Consider the following 15,552-nt stretch of genomic DNA (forward strand, 5'->3'; position numbering starts at 1 on the left):
TAACGCTATTTTTACGTTGTTAACAACCGACTTATTGGGTGTGACTTAAGCCGATATGTTTCAATTAACTATAAGTTATCCCTGACAATCCAAATAATGACACAGCTTTTACAATGCCCTAGTGGTATTCAGATAAAGTTCAGCCTTGGAAAGTGTAACTAAATGTAACAGGTCGATATATTGATGAACCACAAAGGCGTAAGAATTCGTGACCATAAAAGCGAAATAAATTTGTTTCGAAACCGAGTTATCGTCGCATTTATTGGGATTTTTATTTTCACCTTCGTCTTAGTTGGAAACCTATATAGGCTCCAAGTAGAAAACTTCGAAAGTTACCAAACCCGAGCGGATGGTAATAGAATCAAAGTACTGCCTATCGCGCCTACTCGCGGGCTGATATATGATCGTAATGGCGTGTTATTGGCGGAAAATCAACTCGTCTTTGATTTGACCATGATTCCAGAGCAAACTGCTGACATTGACTTAATGCTCGAAAAACTCCACCAATTCATCCCGCGTGATCCTGAACAGATTACTCGTTTCAAAAAACGTTATCACAACACACGTCGTTTTAAATCTGTGACTATATTGGAGAACCTAACTGAAAAAGAGATTGCGAAGTTCTCCGTTCATCAATATCAATTCCCCGGCCTGTCTATCGATACCAGTTTGAAACGATTCTATCCAAATGGTGAGGTTCTTACTCATATCTTAGGATATGTGGCACACATCAATGATAGCGATCTTAGAAAGTTGGGAGAACAAGGTATAGAAGCGAACTATCAAGCGACGACCGTCATCGGTAAGCTTGGCGTTGAGCGATATTACGAAGACATACTTCATGGCACCAAAGGTTATCAAGAGGTCGAAGTCAATAGCCGTGGCCGTGTTGTGAGAACGATTCAATATGTGCCTCCAGTTGCCGGCAAAGACATTGTTTTAAATATTGATATCGAACTACAAAAATACGTTTTCAACCAACTGAACCATCGTACCGGTAGTGCAGTGATTCTCGATCCAAAAGACAATAGCGTATTGGCGATGGCATCTAGTCCTAGCTATGATCCGAATCTCTTTGTCGATGGCATTTCTAGTAAAGACTACCAAGCCTTATTAAACGATCCATCCCGCCCACTGGTGAATAGAACAACCTTAGGTGTGTACCCGCCCGCTTCGACCGTCAAACCCTTTATGGCCGTTGCTGGCTTACAAGAACATGTCATTTCGGAAAATACCGTGCGTAACGACCATGGTATATGGCGAATCCCCGGCTCCAAATCAAACTCGAAAGCTTGGCGAGACTGGAAACGTTGGGGACACGGGCCTGTTGATGTGACGCGAGCGATTGAAGAATCTGTAGATTCGTTCTTCTATCAAACGGCCTTTGATTTAGGTATCGACCGCATTTCTACTTGGATGAACCGTTTTGGTTTTGGTAAACCTACAGGCATCGATATCTATGAAGAAAGTAACGCCAATATGCCGACTCGTGATTGGAAGATGATGCGTTATCACACGCCTTGGTATCAAGGTGATACCGTGCCGATTGGTATCGGACAAGGTTATTGGACTTCTACTCCACTGCAACTAGCTAAAGCCACATCTGTGTTAGTGAATCACGGTAAGGTGATGCCTCCACACATTCTAAGAGCAACGTTAGATCATGGTGAAGACTTTGATACGCAAACGCCTGTTGTGCCAAAACAGATGGCATCGATTGAAGAAGTACCCGATGAGGTTTGGGACGTACCAATTAATGCAATGAGGTTGGTAAACAATGGCAGTCGAGGCAGTGGTCGAAGAGCCTTCAAGGGCGCTGAGTATGTAAGCGGTGGTAAATCAGGAACGGCACAGGTTTTCGACTTGGCAAAGGATCAGGTCTATAACTCGAAGAAGCTAGCACGTCACCTACTCGACCACGCGCTTTATACCGCGTTTGCACCTTATGATAACCCTGAATATGTTGCGACAGTGGTTATCGAGCATGGTAACGGTGGTTCAAAAGTGGGTGCGCCATACATTCGTAAGGTACTCGATTACGCATTTGAACATAAAAGTGGCGAAAGAAAAGATCACTCGTAGTAAAAACCAAGCCCCCATTGGTATCACTCACAATGGGGGCTTTCTATTGGAGGTAACCACGCAGTAAGTGCTTTTCAATTACGAACTTCGTAGTACGTGCCATGCTTCACAGAGCGTCTGAAACTTGGAGGTATTGCCCTCATCTCTATCCGGATGCCAACGCAGTGCAAGGCGTCTCCATCGCTTTCGAATATCTTGTTGAGTCGCATCCAGTGGTAACTCGAATAAACTGAGCGCATTGCTTCTGTCCATATCCGTTTCGCTGCCACCGACAAACTTCTTGTAGCGCGTCCAAAACTCATTCAACAGCCGCTTTACTTCACCTTCATCAGCTTCATAGTTAAGCCAATTGATATAGTAATCACGCAGTGGGTCTTCAATATCGATTGTATGAGTGCTGCCATGATAACGCCCGTTCATCAATTCAATGTCCATGGCTTGAACCTGAAGCCAGCTGTCAGGGTATAAGGTGTCTTGCAACTGATAGAGTGCATTCATGATTAAGAAGTTTTTTTTGAATAGCTCTTTTTCAGGCACGGAATCTAATACTGGCACCAAGCCGAGATCGTTGAGATGCGCCGCCAAGGTATGCACTTTCCATCCACTCGGTTGTTGCTTAAGCACCTCCAGAATGGGCCAAAGCAAAGGGTTCTCCATATGTGCCTGAAAAGTGGACCTAATACCTTGATGATTTGATGTAGCTGCTTTGTCAGACATAATTAAGTAAGCCTATTGACGTATATATTGAAGTAACTTGTTAATTGAAATCGATTCATGGTCACTTGTCGAGGTTCAAACAAATTAAATTTCATACCGTTAGACGTGTAAAAATAAAAAAAGCCAGCTTTACGCTGGCCCCTTACAATATACAATTAAGACGAATTAGATAACACCAAGTTCTCTTAATCGCTCCATTAGGTATTCGTTCGCCGTGTACTTTTCAGAGAGTACCACTTCTGGTTTCGGATGAAGGAAAAGTGGTAGAGAAATACGTGATTTCTCTTGACGCGCACCCGATGGATTGATTACACGGTGAGTCGTTGATGGGAAGTAACCACCAGACGCTTCTTGTAGCATGTCACCGATGTTGATGATCATGTTGCCGAAATCACATGGAACATCTAACCACTCATCATTCTGTGCTTTAACTTGTAGGCCAGGCTCGTTCGATGCAGGCAGGATAGTCAGCAGGTTAATGTCTTCATGAGCAGCAGCACGGATTGCACCTGGTTCTTCATCACCTTGCATTGGTGGGTAGTGAAGTACGCGAAGCAAGGTTTGTTGACTACCATTGATCATTTCAGAAAGTGCGATTGAGAACTTCTCTTGTACTTCTTGTGGCGCGTGCGCTTCAACCCAACCTAGAAGCTCTTGAGCAAATGCGTTTGCGCGTTGGTAGTAATCTAGAATCTGTTCTTTCAGCGGTTCAGGAACCTGACCCCACGGGTAGACATGAAAGTACTCTTTAATATCTTTTACAGTGTGTCCCTTTGCAACTTCCGACACTGAAGGCGGAAAGTATCCATCTTGTGTTTCAACATTAAAGTGGAAGTTTTCTTTCTCTTCAGAAATGAAGAATTGGTACCAGTTTTCGTAAATTGACTCAACAAGCTCTTTTGGGATCGGGTGGTTTTTTAGTACGCCAAATCCAGTTTCACGTAGAGAGCGAACAAATTGTTCTGCTGCGTCGTCAGCAAGATAATCGACAGTTTCCAGTTTCATGACTTTCTTTCTTGTTATGTAGTGATTCAGGGATTTTATGGTTCGCTTTGCTGTAAATCAAACTTTTGTGAAACTCTCGCAATCGTTTGTCTAGATACTGGGCTATAACGCTTATTTTCAACAGGTTTGGTAAATCAAACTCAATTGAACAGCGTTCATTATTATGTAACTATATCTAAAAATTCTACGAGAGATTGATATGACAACAACGCCTCTTGCTAAAAACATCCCCTTGCTGTCACTGACAGTTCTTTACCTGACTGTATTTCTATTCTCTGCTATTGAACCTTTTTCAAGGGCGGTATGGATAGCAGAAATCACCCCCGCCCTTAGTATTCTTGCCGGTATATGGTGGCTTTCTACCAAGCTCACCTTTTCAAAGACAGCGTACGTTCTAATGTTTATTTGGCTAGCTCTACACACAATTGGCGCCAAATACACTTTCGCAGAAGTGCCCTTTGATTGGTTTAACAACATGATAGGCTCTGATCGCAATAATTTTGATCGAGTCGCTCATTTTGCTATTGGTCTTTATGCTTACCCGCTCGCTGAATATTTGATTCGTAAGAAATTAGCTCAACCAGTGTTGGCGTGTTTCTTTGCTCTATTCGCCATCATGAGTGTTGCAGCAGGGTATGAGATTATTGAATGGTGGTACGCGGAAATTGCAGGTGGCGATGAAGGTATCGCATTCCTTGGGTCACAAGGTGATATTTGGGATGCTCAGAAAGACATGCTCTGCGATACAACTGGAGCAATAGTCTCGTTGTTACTTCTCAAGCTTCAAGGGCGAGTTAGAGTTCATTGATACTAGCCTCCAATTCTTAACATCAAGATCAGTTCTTAACTTCAATAACAGGTCTGAAATGCCACACACAATTAGTGCTGTGGCATTTTTATTTCATCGTGACTTTACCGCCAACAAATTTGTAGGCTGGCGTGCCTCTAACGAAGGTATCACGTGCGAACTCTATGCCACATTCAGGGCAAATACAGGGCTCTGTCGTGAAATCTTCAACAATGCGTTCTTTAAAACACTTGACGAGAGCACCTTTACCACCTTTCCGATACTTGAAAAGTTGTGTCTTACATTTTGCGCAGAAAATCTGAACCGTCTTAGTCGGTTGTTTCTTGTTTGGTTTAGCCATAGTGATTCAACTCTTTATTTCTTAAGTTTAGGGGCGACAAGAACCAAGCTTATCCCCAGTAAAATGACGGTCGAAGAGATAACAAATTGCATAGTGACCGGCTCGGACAAGAGTAAGACCCCACCAAGTGTTGCGATAACAGGAACAGAGAGTTGCGCGATGGATGCAACAACGGTGTTTAGTTTCTTAACGACGTAATACCACAAGCTATAACCCACGCCAGAGGCCACAGCTCCCGATAATACTGCGTAAATCAAACCTTGCTCGGTTATGGATATTTGTTCCGCGACGCTCGGAATGAAGGCTAGAAGACTTAACAATGCAAGAATGACTAACGAACCAAAACCAAAATTGGCCGTAGTCGATTGAAGTGCGTTTGTCGATTTCTTGCCTGCCAGTGTGTAAATGCCCCACCCAACCCCAGCTAAAGCCATTAATATGATGGAGATTAGATCCGATGAGCCTGTCGTGCCCGTCGGCATGAGCAAATAAACAAGCCCCGCAACAGACAATAAACACCCAACCCACTCAATCGATGACATTCTGTTACCAGCTAATAGGTGCGCTGCAATCATGGTGAATTGCACCGCGACAAACAACACCAAAGCACCAAGCCCTGCACCTAGCGTTAAGTAAGCAAACGAAAAGCCGAACATATAAACCAGTAGAGTCAATATCGCGGTTAGATCAAACTGAGTGCGAACCTTGGTATAGATCGATGTGTTGCTGTCTGCTGCTTTAACTTGTTTGCGCTTAGCGTTTGAAGATAAGGTTAATAAAATCAATAAAGTGAGTGCTCCCGATAACATACGCACGATCGAAAAACTCAAAGGATCAATCGTTTGATCCATTAAGGCCCAACGACACAATACTGAATTGGCAGCAAATGCCAGCAGCGTAATGAGTGTGATAATCACGGTTTGCATTGTGTTGTCCTAATCGAGTTGTCTCGGGTTTCAATCAACTTCAGGTTTTACCCAAACTTGGCTAAAGTCGAACCACCCTAATGCATTACACTTAGCGTTTTGCAGTGTACCGCATTGGTCTTTGTTTACGCCTAACCAACAGTGGAACATCGGTACCAATTGATTACTTTGTACGAGTTGTTTACCAAGTTGTCTTGCTGGGAATTGTTCAAACTCACCGGTTCGCCAACGATCAATCATGTGACACCATTGATCGAAGTCTTCTGCCGGGCTAGATTCATCCAGGAAGCTGTAATCCATCAACCAGAAAGCCAACGCGTCATCTCGGTTGTTGGCAATACCCATTGGGTTAATCCAGATATCAACATTGTCGGCATGTGGAGGATCGGTTTCGTAACCGAAAAGTTCAACATCGACATTGTATTGCTTCAATACAGTGACAATGGCTTTAGCAAGTGTTGGGAACATCGGGTGTTGGCATTGATACGCCAATTTTATGCTCGGTTTAACACTTGCTGGTGGACAAACAGGTACCTTTAACTTGATGTCATACCAACCGGGTTTGATCCCGTAAGCATGTAACACACCCAAGTCTATAACGGTCTCTTTTGGAATATGGACAAACAAGTCAGAGGCATTCAACGCGTTCGATAGAAACTCTGCCCATTCTGGATCTTGTGCAATGCCCTTTTTTCTATTCAACAGTAAATACGTACAGCCCGGATCAAGCTCTACTTCATCGCTATCACCACGATCAGCCATTATTGGTTTAGAAAGGCTTGGGTAAACCATCGACGAATAGGCTTCATCAACAACCCAAACTTCCACACGATCGATCAATGGCCTAAAACCAAAGTATCCATTGAAAGCCGTTAAAACGAGTTGTTTTTCGTCATTCTTTTCAATGCGATACGGGCCAGTACCAATTGGACGAATATCGTAATCTTCACCACGTAAAATCATCGGCAGAGTCACTTTTGCGACTGATTCGGTGAGCGCGAGTGGGAAATATTTATCTGGACGCGTTAGAAAGACATCAACCACACAATTTGCAGGTGATGAGACATCTTTAATATGAGAGAACATATTGAGCGGTTCGAGTAAAAGCAGCGTGTCCACAACGTGACTCGTCAATAGCGGTTCGCCATTATGAAAACGGACGCCCGGCCGCAAGAAGAATCGCCATTGATTGTCGTTAATCTTTTGCCATGAATGCGCGAGATCAGGCTGTAGCTGATCGTTCTCATCTAAGCGAGTTAACCCACTGAATACCTGACAAGCGATGTGTTGCTCAGAACGTCGCATCGATTTGGTTGGATTGAGCATGGAGAGCGGACGGTAGTAAGGTAAACGAATAACTTGTTCACCTTCTTGGTACTGTACGCCCAGGTAGTTTTGAATAACTTGAGTAAGTTTTGCGGCATTGTGGTCAAGTACCGATAGCGCTTGTCCGATTTTACCTTCTTCTAAATAGCGGCGTGCTAGGTTTTCACTAACATCGCACCGATTCTGCTTAAAGATAAGTTGAGACAATTTACCGCGACCCGCTGCAGGTAACCACTCTACCCAACCTTCTTCTTCAAGCTTGTTCAGTACCATTCTGGCATTACGACGTGTACAACAGAGCACATCTGTTATGTCATCAAGCTGAACATCAGAATCTTTACCATCGAAGTATTCAAACAGGGTTTCAAATTGAACGCGAAGTCTTGGGCTGCTCATAAAGAGGAAAACTCACTCAAAGGATATTGAATTTAGTTTCCCTATTTTAAGAGTCAAAATCAATCGAACTTATACAATTTTATGGAGAGGTAACGAATGTGAGTCGTTTTAGTGCCTCTAATAGGGGATAGACATCAGAAATAAACGCAGTGATAACCAGTAATTACATCACATCGCATCCAATTTCATTGGCGATGTCACGAAGCTGTTGTTCGTTGTCTAATTTAATCGACCATTTGCATTCAGAGCCATTAACTGAAATCACGTTTGCCCCTTTTCCGATCAGTTGAATTGCATCAACTTGAGCTTGCATAGTGACTCTGTGTTCACCGTCCAAACGAACAACCAACTCATGCGCCGTTGCGATGACTTTTCCACTTTTAAACGTTATGACCATGGATTTCTCTAACTAAAATAAACAGTGTGTAAATGAGGTTTAATCAGGTGTGGTTAGGATGATTACAGTGCCTCACCTTGCTCGCAGAACTAACGTTTATGCTTTTTCACTGCGATGGTCAAACGGCTTGTGCACACCAAGCGTTGACGTTCATCAGTGATGTTTATCTGCCATACTTGAGTAGATACGCCAAGGTGAATAGGCTCAGCGGTGCCGATAACATGCCCTTCACGCATCGAACGAACGTGGTTAGCGTTGATGTCTAGCCCTACGCAATAGTAACCATCGGGTACGCAGAAGTTTGCTGCTAGTGATCCCAGCGTTTCGGCTAAAACTACCGATGCGCCGCCATGAAGCATACCCAGTGGTTGATGGGTGAAATGACAAACCGGCATGGTTGCCACCAAGGAGTTATCGTTAACCTCGGTGTAAACAATGTTGAGGTGCTCAATTAAGGTATTTTTTGAGGTCGCGTTGAAGATATCTAGATCAACGGGCTTTTTCCAAATACTCATGTGGGTTCCTTAATTATACTTTGTTAGTGCGTGAGCCTTTTTATTAACACTAATGGTGTTCTAGCGATAATAATGGTCTTAAAGACAATAGTTATCTTACAGCTATTAGTTATTACGCAAGTTGATGTTAACATGCATAAAAACCGAATACACAGAGGATATTGTATGACGTCATGGACGAAGTTTGCCTCGCTTCTCACTCTTGCAGGCCTAACCGCGTGTAGCGCTTCCCCGACAGGGAGAAACCAACTGCTGCTTTTTTCAGATAAAGATATGTCTCAGCTTGGCGCACAGTCGTTTGAACAGATGAAGAAAGAGCAACCCATTAGTAAAGATGCAAAAACCAACGCGTATGTTCAGTGCGTAGCGAACAGTATTACTCAACACATTCCTAAGCAAGGCTTTAGTGAATGGGAAGTTGTGGTTTTTGATAGCGACCAAGTGAACGCGTTCGCTCTGCCAGGCGGAAAGATTGGCGTCTACACGGGGTTACTCAATGTTGCGGTGAACCAAGACCAATTGGCAACGGTTATCGGGCATGAAGTGGCACACGTTCTTGCTGACCACAGTAACGAACGCCTATCACAATCACAACTCGCCAATACAGGTTTGTCGATCACCAGTGTTGCTCTCGGTTCATCAGAATACAAACAGTATCAAGGCATGACCATGGCCGCATTAGGCTTGGGTGTTCAATATGGTGTGATTCTGCCTTATGGTCGAACTCAAGAGTCCGAAGCTGATATCGTTGGCCTAGAGTACATGGCAAAAGCCGGGTTTGATCCAAACCAAAGCGTCGATTTATGGCAAAACATGGCGAAAGCATCAGGTGGCAATCAACCACCAGAGTTACTTTCTACGCACCCGTCTCACAGTACTCGAATTAAAGATCTGCAAACCAAGATCACGACACTGCCTCAATCGAACGTTGCTAAACCAAATTGCAAAGTATGAATTAACGAACACACAACTTAATATCGCAGATATTAAAACGCCCTATCCAAATGGTTAGGGCGTTTTTCGTTTTGTTTATATTTGGCGACTCTGGACTTTTATGAACAAGTCACTCAGTTATAAATATGCATTAAGTGCCTAGAATCTGTAACGGCAGGCTCAGCAATTGGTCACCAGTTGAAGCGAAGTACCAGATAACACCAATTAATCCTGTTACTAAGCCCACATACCAAAGGAAGGATACGATTTGGCCGTATCTGTCTAATGGCAACAAGTGACTATGATGACGGCCTCTCCATTCGAACAGAATTTCAACACTACCCATGATTAATAGAAAACCAAACAGGGTTAAGTTCAATTGGTAACTCAACACGACACCGGCAACGGCTGCTGCGACACACAGTACAATACCCAATACGCTGTTCATCGAAAAGCTGATACTTTTCAACACGTGGCCACCATCGAGTGGCAAAATTGGCAGTAAATTGAATAGATTTAACAAGGCGTTAAACACGGCAAGACCAGCGAAGAACATCTCGCCAGTTGCCCAGTACAAAACCGTAAATATCAACGACAATATCAAACCAAACAATGGTCCCATGATCGAGATAACCACATCTTGCCATCGAGTATTAATCTTTTCGTCTGAAAGCGCTAATCCGCCAAGGAATGGGATTAAGTAGATCCCTTTTGTCTTCATCCCAAAGTATTTCATCGCTCTGATATGCCCGTACTCATGGAACATAAGACAAGCGATCAAGGCCAGTGCGAACTGAATAGAAAACAGCCATGAATACGCCGCTAAACTGGCAGAAGCAAGCACCACTTTAATCAACTTAGCACTCTTCAGCGCTTTCATTCCGAGCGACACCAAGCCAATCAAACTAAAACGCTTTTCAGGCTTAGGTGCCATAACCGGAGTCTGTTGTTCGATATCTTTAGTGTTGCGATTTCCTTCGGTAATGGTTTGCCCATTAACCGATGCTTTATACGTCATCTCAAAGGGCTGCCATTGAACGGTCGACTCAACGTGACACTGCAACGTTTCTTCACCAGAACGAAGGGTAAATGTGTGTGTTCTCAGATCGTCTTCTTCTGAGTTCGCATCCAGTTGAGACACCAACGTGTTGTCCCAAAACAACTGCTGCCACCCTGCCATTGATCCTTCTAAACGAAGCGGTTTACCAAGAAACTCTATCGCGAGTAATTCCAAACTTAAAATTCCAATTTAATGACTATCAAAATGAGTCGATATTATGCCGATTTAGCGAATAGCGGTAAACACAAACAAAGTTGTTACATATTGAGCTATTGAACACTATTTATACCGCAACGACGCATAAACACTCTGGTCACACCTCCAACCATTAATAAACTATTGATTATGTTTATATTATCGATGTTAAAGTGCCGCCCCTTTAAAACATAACCTCACAAAATCACAACTCTTTCTTTGACTTTATATTAAACATGAATTTAACATGCTATTTACATTAGAGCTTCAACACCAAAAATGCTCAGTGTGTTTTCAAACCATAATAACGAAATTCGATGCCCTAGGAGGGTCAAGGATGAAAACAATACAACGCTCTCTCGTTTCACTTTCAGTACTATTTGCATGTAACTCACTTGCGGCTGGTTTCCAAGTTGCTGAGCATTCTGCCTCAGGTCTTGGTCGTGCCTTTTCAGGTGAAGGTGCCGTAGCTGATAACGCGAGTGTACTAGCGAGAAACCCCGCCGCAATGACCCTCTTTGATACAGCACAGTTTTCAGGCGCGGTTTCTATCGTTGATCCCGAGGTTAATATCACTCAAAACAATGTCCCAGGTTCTGGCGGTCAAAGCCAAGTATCGAAAGATGTTGCACCTTTGCAAGTGGTTCCTGCCGCTTACTACATCAGTCCGATCAATGAAAAGTGGGCATGGGGCATTGGTATGTTCTCTAATTACGGAGTTGCTACCGATTACCCAGATGATATTTATGCTGGTGATCTTGCTGGTGATACTTCACTTATATCTGTAAACGTAAACCCTAATGTCGCCTATCGTATTAATGACCAATTCAGTGTTGGTGCTGGTGCAAACCTTGTTTACGCAGAGGCAGAACTTAATCGTCATCAGGGCTCTATTTCGAACATCACTGGCGATCCAGCTTCAACAAAGTTGATTAGCATGACAGGTGAAACCTTTGCATTTGGTTGGAACGTAGGTGCGTTATATGAACTGAATGAAAACAATCGATTCTCTATCGCTTATCGTTCAGAGGTTGACCTAGATTTTGATGATGGCGACTTCAGCGATTACACAGGTAGAATCGTCCAAGGTAGTGCAACGACCACAACCGGTCGTCTAAAAATCACATTACCTTCGATCATTGAGATTTCAGCTTTCCACCAACTAACCGATCAATGGGCTATCCATTACGGTTGGCAACAAACGGGTTGGAGTAGCTTTAAAGAACTCAAAGCGACTAGCTCAGATTGCGCAAATGGCGAGTGCTTCAAAAAGACTGAAGATTACGACGACAATAACCGTTACTCACTAGGTGCTACTTACCAATTGAACCAAGCATGGACCTTAAGAGCTGGTTTAGCTTATGACGAGCAAGCGGGTGAAGCGACATTGAGTATTCCAGATAGCGATCGTTTCTGGTACAGCGCAGGTTTGACTTATCAGTACAGTCCTAACCTTTCAATCGATGCTGGTTTCGCTCTTGTTCAAAGTAAAGAAGGTGATTTCACTGAAACCAATGAACTTGGTCAAGAACTTGAATTCTCTGGTGATGCAGTCGCTTACCTATCTGCAATTCAAATGAACTACACCTTCAACTAAACGGAATTAAAACATGAAAAAGTTATTTAATGTTTCGCTGCTCGCTTCAGCAATGTTTCTTGCTGGTTGTGGTGATGACTCTTCGAGTTCAGGTGCTTCAACAGCGATTCAATATGAGCAATACATTCAAGATTCACTCGCACAAGCGACGAGCATCAAGTTTCAACTAACGGGTGCGGATATTGCCGTTCCTCTTCCTAGCTTCGCGTTAATGGATACTACCGACGGTACACTTGGTTTACCAACTGGCGGTGATGATTCATTAACCAACCCTATCGCAGCAATGAACACAATGGATGGCTGGTCTACTTCAATGCCAATCATCATGAACTTTGAAGGTACTGGTTTAGCTGATGGTTTCGCTACAGGTGGTGTTTACCTATTAAAGCTTAGTGGTTCACTTACTTCAGACACAGTACCAAGTGTTGCTGGAGTATTGACCTTAGGCACTGACTTTAAAGTTCTATCTAACGCCTCAACTGACACATTCACAATTGTGTTCAATGATTCCTTAGATGCTTCAAGTGAATACGTATTGGCACTTTCCAATGAACTAACGGATGTTAATGGCGATCCTGTTGGCATGTCGGCAAGTTATGCTGCGCTGAAATCAAGTGCAGTAACTTATACCGAAGGTAGCCTTGCTCAAGCACAGCAAGTCACTCAAGGTGTTGAAAAGATCTTTGCTGGAGCGACTGCTGCAGGTGCAATTAACCTTGATACTGAGAACATCATTTACTCGACGTGGTTTACTACAGAGTCTGTCGGTGATTCACTTTTCGCTACCAAAGCAGCAACCGCAACAGGATTGGCTTCAGCAAATCTAAATGGTGTTTGGAAAGATAGCGCAAACCCTAACGGCGTAGATTTATCGACGGCATACGGAATGCAGTTTGTTTCAACAAAAGATTTTACCACAGCGCTTTCTGAAGATGCGGACTTTGACAAGTACATTGGTGGCGGTGATGCCGATGCCATTGCTTTAGCAAAAGGCGCAATCAATTTAATGTATACCAACTCCGGCGCGAATGTCGATGTCAGCGAAGGCTTCGTTCAACTACCGCACTATTTGGAAAAAGACGCAAGTAACTGGAACGCTCAGCCATTCGAATCAGCGATGCCGAGCCTAGCTAAAGTATCTAGTGCTCTTAGCAACAGCGCAGAACAAGCTAACATGGCTGCGCAGCTTATTGCGGCAGGTATCGATACCAGTGTCTTAGCAACCAGCCAAACAGAACAACTTAAACTGATTGGTTTAAACCTTGTACTAGCTGATGGTTCTCCGCTAGATAGCGAGAGAGTAATCACTAAATATTCTCCAGTTCCACAAGTTAAATCATTGGAATCTGTTGAATTCTTGTTATTTACTAAGAATGGAGCAACACCAAAAAACGTTGTCATCTATCAGCATGGCATTACCTCAGCTAAAGAGAATACTTATGCCTTTGCTTATAACTTAGTGGGAGATGATACGGCGGTTCTAGCAATTGACCTTCCAATTCACGGTACACGTAGTTTGGATGATACTCGTTCGGCAAACGCTGACGTTTTGGCCTATTTAAACCTAACAAACTTGCCAGTAGCTCGCGATAACGTTCGACAAAGTGCACTAGATGTAATGGGCTTACGTGCATCATTAACCGCTTCTTTGCAAGCTGGTTTACTCGCTAGTTCTCCATTGAGTGCATTCAATCTAAATACAGGTTCACAGGTTAAATTTTTAGGTCACTCTTTGGGCGGTATTGTTGGAACGACAGCTGTTGCTGCCTCTAACCGTACGTTAGGTAGTCCAACGGCTGATGCTCTGTATTCGTTTAGTTCTGCAGCTTTTGAAAACTCTGGTGGTCAAATATCTAACCTTCTACTAGGTTCTACAGAGTTTGGTCCTCAGGTTAAACACAATGTTGCGTTGAGCGCTTCAACTGAATACGCAGGTTTCGCAACCGCAAACTGTGGAAGCCTTTCTAATAAGCAGTGCTATCAAACGTTTGAAGCAAACGCGACTGCAGCACAGAAAGCAACCATGACAGCCGCTTTTCAACAGTTCGCTTACGCTGCACAAACTGTGTTAGATACTGTTGATCCATTTACCAATGCTGCTTATCTAGTTGCTTCTGGCTCACCTGTTCTGCCTATTTATATGGGGCAAGTGCAAGGTGATGATACAGTACCAAACACTGTGGTAAACGCTCCGTTCGCGGGAACCACACCGTTAGCAACGAAGCTTGGCCTAACAGTCGTTGATTCGAGTAACACGACCCCCGACGGTGCGAAGGACTTTGTTAAGTTCAGTGATGTTGCTGCGCATAGTACATTTGTATTACCGCAAGATACCACTACACCAACACCTTTGGACGCAGGTCATCATGCAAGCATGCAGACACAAGCTACAGATTTCTTAGTAGACAACGCTTTATCAGTAGGCTCTATTAATGAAGCAGTCTTGGAACAATAATGCTTTCTCAGTGAAACCAAATGCTAGCCTAACCGCTGGCATTTTTGTTTTTATCACCAACCAACCTTCTCTAGTTAACCGTTTGCATAATATTAAAAAACACAAATGGTTGATCTCAGCTAAAATTAATCAAGACAGAATACCGTACGATCTCTTTCTTTATTGTGAATAAAGTGGATAATAGCCTCCGTAATTTAACACCTAATAAATGTGAGTCCATTATGTCTTCTGAAGCTACGATGCTAGAACGCTGCCAATCTAAATGTGAACTATGTGGTTCTGATTCTTCTCTTACTGCATACGCAGTACCGCCACACAGCCACGTAACAGTGGATCACGGCATCATGGTATGTGACAAATGTCTTGGTGAGATCGACGATCCTAAAGACATCAACCACTGGCGTTGCCTAAATGACAGCATGTGGAGCCAGGAAGCGCCAGTTCAAGTAATGGCGTGGCGTCAACTTACTCGTCTGAACTCTGAAAGCTGGGCTCAAGACGCGCTAGATATGATGTACCTTGAAGAAGAAACATCAGTTTGGGCACAAATCGGCATGTCTGCTGATGACAAGCCTCTTGATGTGAACGGCGTTGAACTTAAAAAAGGTGACGACGTAACAGTAATCAAAGACCTGCCAATCAAAGGCACTAACCAAGTGATTAAGCAAGGTACTGTTATTCGTGGTATCAGCGTTGGTGACGATCCTAAGCTTGTTTCTGGTAAAACAAACGGCGGTCAATCAATGTACGTAATCGCTGAGTTCTGCCGTAAAAAGTAATTATCCTTTTAGCTGAACAAA

General features: G+C 43.4%; 14 protein-coding genes. 6 read left to right on the plus strand and 8 right to left on the minus strand.

The features are described from left to right. Nucleotides 1-183: 183 nt before the first annotated feature. Nucleotides 184-2,082, plus strand: a complete 1,899-nt coding sequence (mrdA, locus tag OCU50_RS15210; protein ID WP_060466772.1) for a penicillin-binding protein 2 — start codon at nucleotides 184-186, stop codon at nucleotides 2,080-2,082. Nucleotides 2,083-2,160: 78 nt separating this feature from the next. On the opposite strand, the gene OCU50_RS15215 is transcribed toward mrdA, so the two are convergent. Together OCU50_RS15215 and OCU50_RS15220 are read right to left on the minus strand one after the other, a co-directional pair. Then, the gene (locus OCU50_RS15215; protein ID WP_060466773.1) at nucleotides 2,161-2,799 is read right to left on the minus strand and encodes a DNA-J related domain-containing protein; all 639 of its coding nucleotides are present in this window, start codon (nucleotides 2,797-2,799) and stop codon (nucleotides 2,161-2,163) included. A gap of 165 nt (nucleotides 2,800-2,964) precedes the next feature. Next, nucleotides 2,965-3,804: an isopenicillin N synthase family dioxygenase gene (locus OCU50_RS15220; RefSeq protein WP_017058308.1), complete on the minus strand. Its 840-nt coding sequence runs from the start codon at nucleotides 3,802-3,804 to the stop codon at nucleotides 2,965-2,967. Nucleotides 3,805-4,003: 199 nt separating this feature from the next. Between OCU50_RS15220 and OCU50_RS15225 the strand changes: the two genes are divergently transcribed. Next, the gene (locus tag OCU50_RS15225) at nucleotides 4,004-4,612 is read left to right on the plus strand and encodes a DUF2238 domain-containing protein (RefSeq protein ID WP_060466774.1); all 609 of its coding nucleotides are present in this window, start codon (nucleotides 4,004-4,006) and stop codon (nucleotides 4,610-4,612) included. Between the two features lie 88 nt (nucleotides 4,613-4,700). On the opposite strand, the gene OCU50_RS15230 is transcribed toward OCU50_RS15225, so the two are convergent. The 5 genes from OCU50_RS15230 to OCU50_RS15250 all read right to left on the minus strand — a co-directional run bounded on the left by OCU50_RS15230 (nucleotide 4,701) and on the right by OCU50_RS15250 (nucleotide 8,512). Beyond that, nucleotides 4,701-4,952: a hypothetical protein gene (locus OCU50_RS15230; RefSeq protein ID WP_060466775.1), complete on the minus strand. Its 252-nt coding sequence runs from the start codon at nucleotides 4,950-4,952 to the stop codon at nucleotides 4,701-4,703. A gap of 14 nt (nucleotides 4,953-4,966) precedes the next feature. Then, complete coding sequence (locus OCU50_RS15235) at nucleotides 4,967-5,878, minus strand: DMT family transporter (RefSeq protein WP_060466776.1); 912 nt, start codon at nucleotides 5,876-5,878, stop codon at nucleotides 4,967-4,969. A 30-nt stretch (nucleotides 5,879-5,908) separates the two neighbouring features. Continuing rightward, on the minus strand, nucleotides 5,909-7,600 hold the full coding sequence (locus OCU50_RS15240) for an SgrR family transcriptional regulator (RefSeq protein ID WP_060466777.1): 1,692 nt from the start codon (nucleotides 7,598-7,600) through the stop codon (nucleotides 5,909-5,911). A 163-nt stretch (nucleotides 7,601-7,763) separates the two neighbouring features. Next, the gene (locus tag OCU50_RS15245) at nucleotides 7,764-7,997 is read right to left on the minus strand and encodes a DUF3389 domain-containing protein (RefSeq protein WP_060466778.1); all 234 of its coding nucleotides are present in this window, start codon (nucleotides 7,995-7,997) and stop codon (nucleotides 7,764-7,766) included. A gap of 89 nt (nucleotides 7,998-8,086) precedes the next feature. Next, nucleotides 8,087-8,512 (minus strand): hotdog fold thioesterase, encoded by a 426-nt coding sequence (locus OCU50_RS15250; RefSeq protein ID WP_060466779.1) that lies wholly within the window; start codon nucleotides 8,510-8,512, stop codon nucleotides 8,087-8,089. A gap of 165 nt (nucleotides 8,513-8,677) precedes the next feature. On the opposite strand from OCU50_RS15250, the gene OCU50_RS15255 reads away from it, so the two are divergent. Then, nucleotides 8,678-9,466, plus strand: a complete 789-nt coding sequence (locus OCU50_RS15255) for a M48 family metallopeptidase (RefSeq protein ID WP_060466780.1) — start codon at nucleotides 8,678-8,680, stop codon at nucleotides 9,464-9,466. A gap of 130 nt (nucleotides 9,467-9,596) precedes the next feature. Here the strand turns inward: OCU50_RS15255 and OCU50_RS15260 are convergent, their stop codons facing one another. Next, nucleotides 9,597-10,679 carry a site-2 protease family protein gene (locus tag OCU50_RS15260; RefSeq protein WP_060466781.1) on the minus strand — a complete coding sequence of 361 codons (1,083 nt, stop codon included), beginning with the start codon at nucleotides 10,677-10,679 and terminating at the stop codon, nucleotides 9,597-9,599. Between the two features lie 358 nt (nucleotides 10,680-11,037). On the opposite strand from OCU50_RS15260, the gene OCU50_RS15265 reads away from it, so the two are divergent. The 3 genes from OCU50_RS15265 (at nucleotide 11,038) to OCU50_RS15275 (ending at nucleotide 15,531) form a co-directional block, all read left to right on the plus strand. Then, on the plus strand, nucleotides 11,038-12,297 hold the full coding sequence (locus tag OCU50_RS15265; protein WP_060466782.1) for an outer membrane protein transport protein: 1,260 nt from the start codon (nucleotides 11,038-11,040) through the stop codon (nucleotides 12,295-12,297). A gap of 13 nt (nucleotides 12,298-12,310) precedes the next feature. Then, nucleotides 12,311-14,752: a VolA/Pla-1 family phospholipase gene (locus tag OCU50_RS15270; RefSeq protein WP_060466783.1), complete on the plus strand. Its 2,442-nt coding sequence runs from the start codon at nucleotides 12,311-12,313 to the stop codon at nucleotides 14,750-14,752. A 221-nt stretch (nucleotides 14,753-14,973) separates the two neighbouring features. After that, nucleotides 14,974-15,531, plus strand: a complete 558-nt coding sequence (locus tag OCU50_RS15275; RefSeq protein ID WP_017058318.1) for a PhnA domain-containing protein — start codon at nucleotides 14,974-14,976, stop codon at nucleotides 15,529-15,531. The last annotated feature ends 21 nt before the right edge of the window (nucleotides 15,532-15,552 follow it).

Source organism: Vibrio toranzoniae (assembly GCF_024347655.1).
Lineage (GTDB): Bacteria > Pseudomonadota > Gammaproteobacteria > Enterobacterales > Vibrionaceae > Vibrio > Vibrio toranzoniae.

Bases quoted from the DNA above. Each gene is read 5' to 3' on its own strand.
- mrdA (WP_060466772.1), top strand. From the start codon at position 184: ATGAACCACAAAGGCGTAAGAATTCGTGACCATAAAAGCGAAATAAAT.
- OCU50_RS15215 (WP_060466773.1), bottom strand. From the start codon at position 2,799: ATGTCTGACAAAGCAGCTACATCAAATCATCAAGGTATTAGGTCCACT.
- OCU50_RS15220 (WP_017058308.1), bottom strand. From the start codon at position 3,804: ATGAAACTGGAAACTGTCGATTATCTTGCTGACGACGCAGCAGAACAA.
- OCU50_RS15225 (WP_060466774.1), top strand. From the start codon at position 4,004: ATGACAACAACGCCTCTTGCTAAAAACATCCCCTTGCTGTCACTGACA.
- OCU50_RS15230 (WP_060466775.1), bottom strand. From the start codon at position 4,952: ATGGCTAAACCAAACAAGAAACAACCGACTAAGACGGTTCAGATTTTC.
- OCU50_RS15235 (WP_060466776.1), bottom strand. From the start codon at position 5,878: ATGCAAACCGTGATTATCACACTCATTACGCTGCTGGCATTTGCTGCC.
- OCU50_RS15240 (WP_060466777.1), bottom strand. From the start codon at position 7,600: ATGAGCAGCCCAAGACTTCGCGTTCAATTTGAAACCCTGTTTGAATAC.
- OCU50_RS15245 (WP_060466778.1), bottom strand. From the start codon at position 7,997: ATGGTCATAACGTTTAAAAGTGGAAAAGTCATCGCAACGGCGCATGAG.
- OCU50_RS15250 (WP_060466779.1), bottom strand. From the start codon at position 8,512: ATGAGTATTTGGAAAAAGCCCGTTGATCTAGATATCTTCAACGCGACC.
- OCU50_RS15255 (WP_060466780.1), top strand. From the start codon at position 8,678: ATGACGTCATGGACGAAGTTTGCCTCGCTTCTCACTCTTGCAGGCCTA.
- OCU50_RS15265 (WP_060466782.1), top strand. From the start codon at position 11,038: ATGAAAACAATACAACGCTCTCTCGTTTCACTTTCAGTACTATTTGCA.
- OCU50_RS15270 (WP_060466783.1), top strand. From the start codon at position 12,311: ATGAAAAAGTTATTTAATGTTTCGCTGCTCGCTTCAGCAATGTTTCTT.
- OCU50_RS15275 (WP_017058318.1), top strand. From the start codon at position 14,974: ATGTCTTCTGAAGCTACGATGCTAGAACGCTGCCAATCTAAATGTGAA.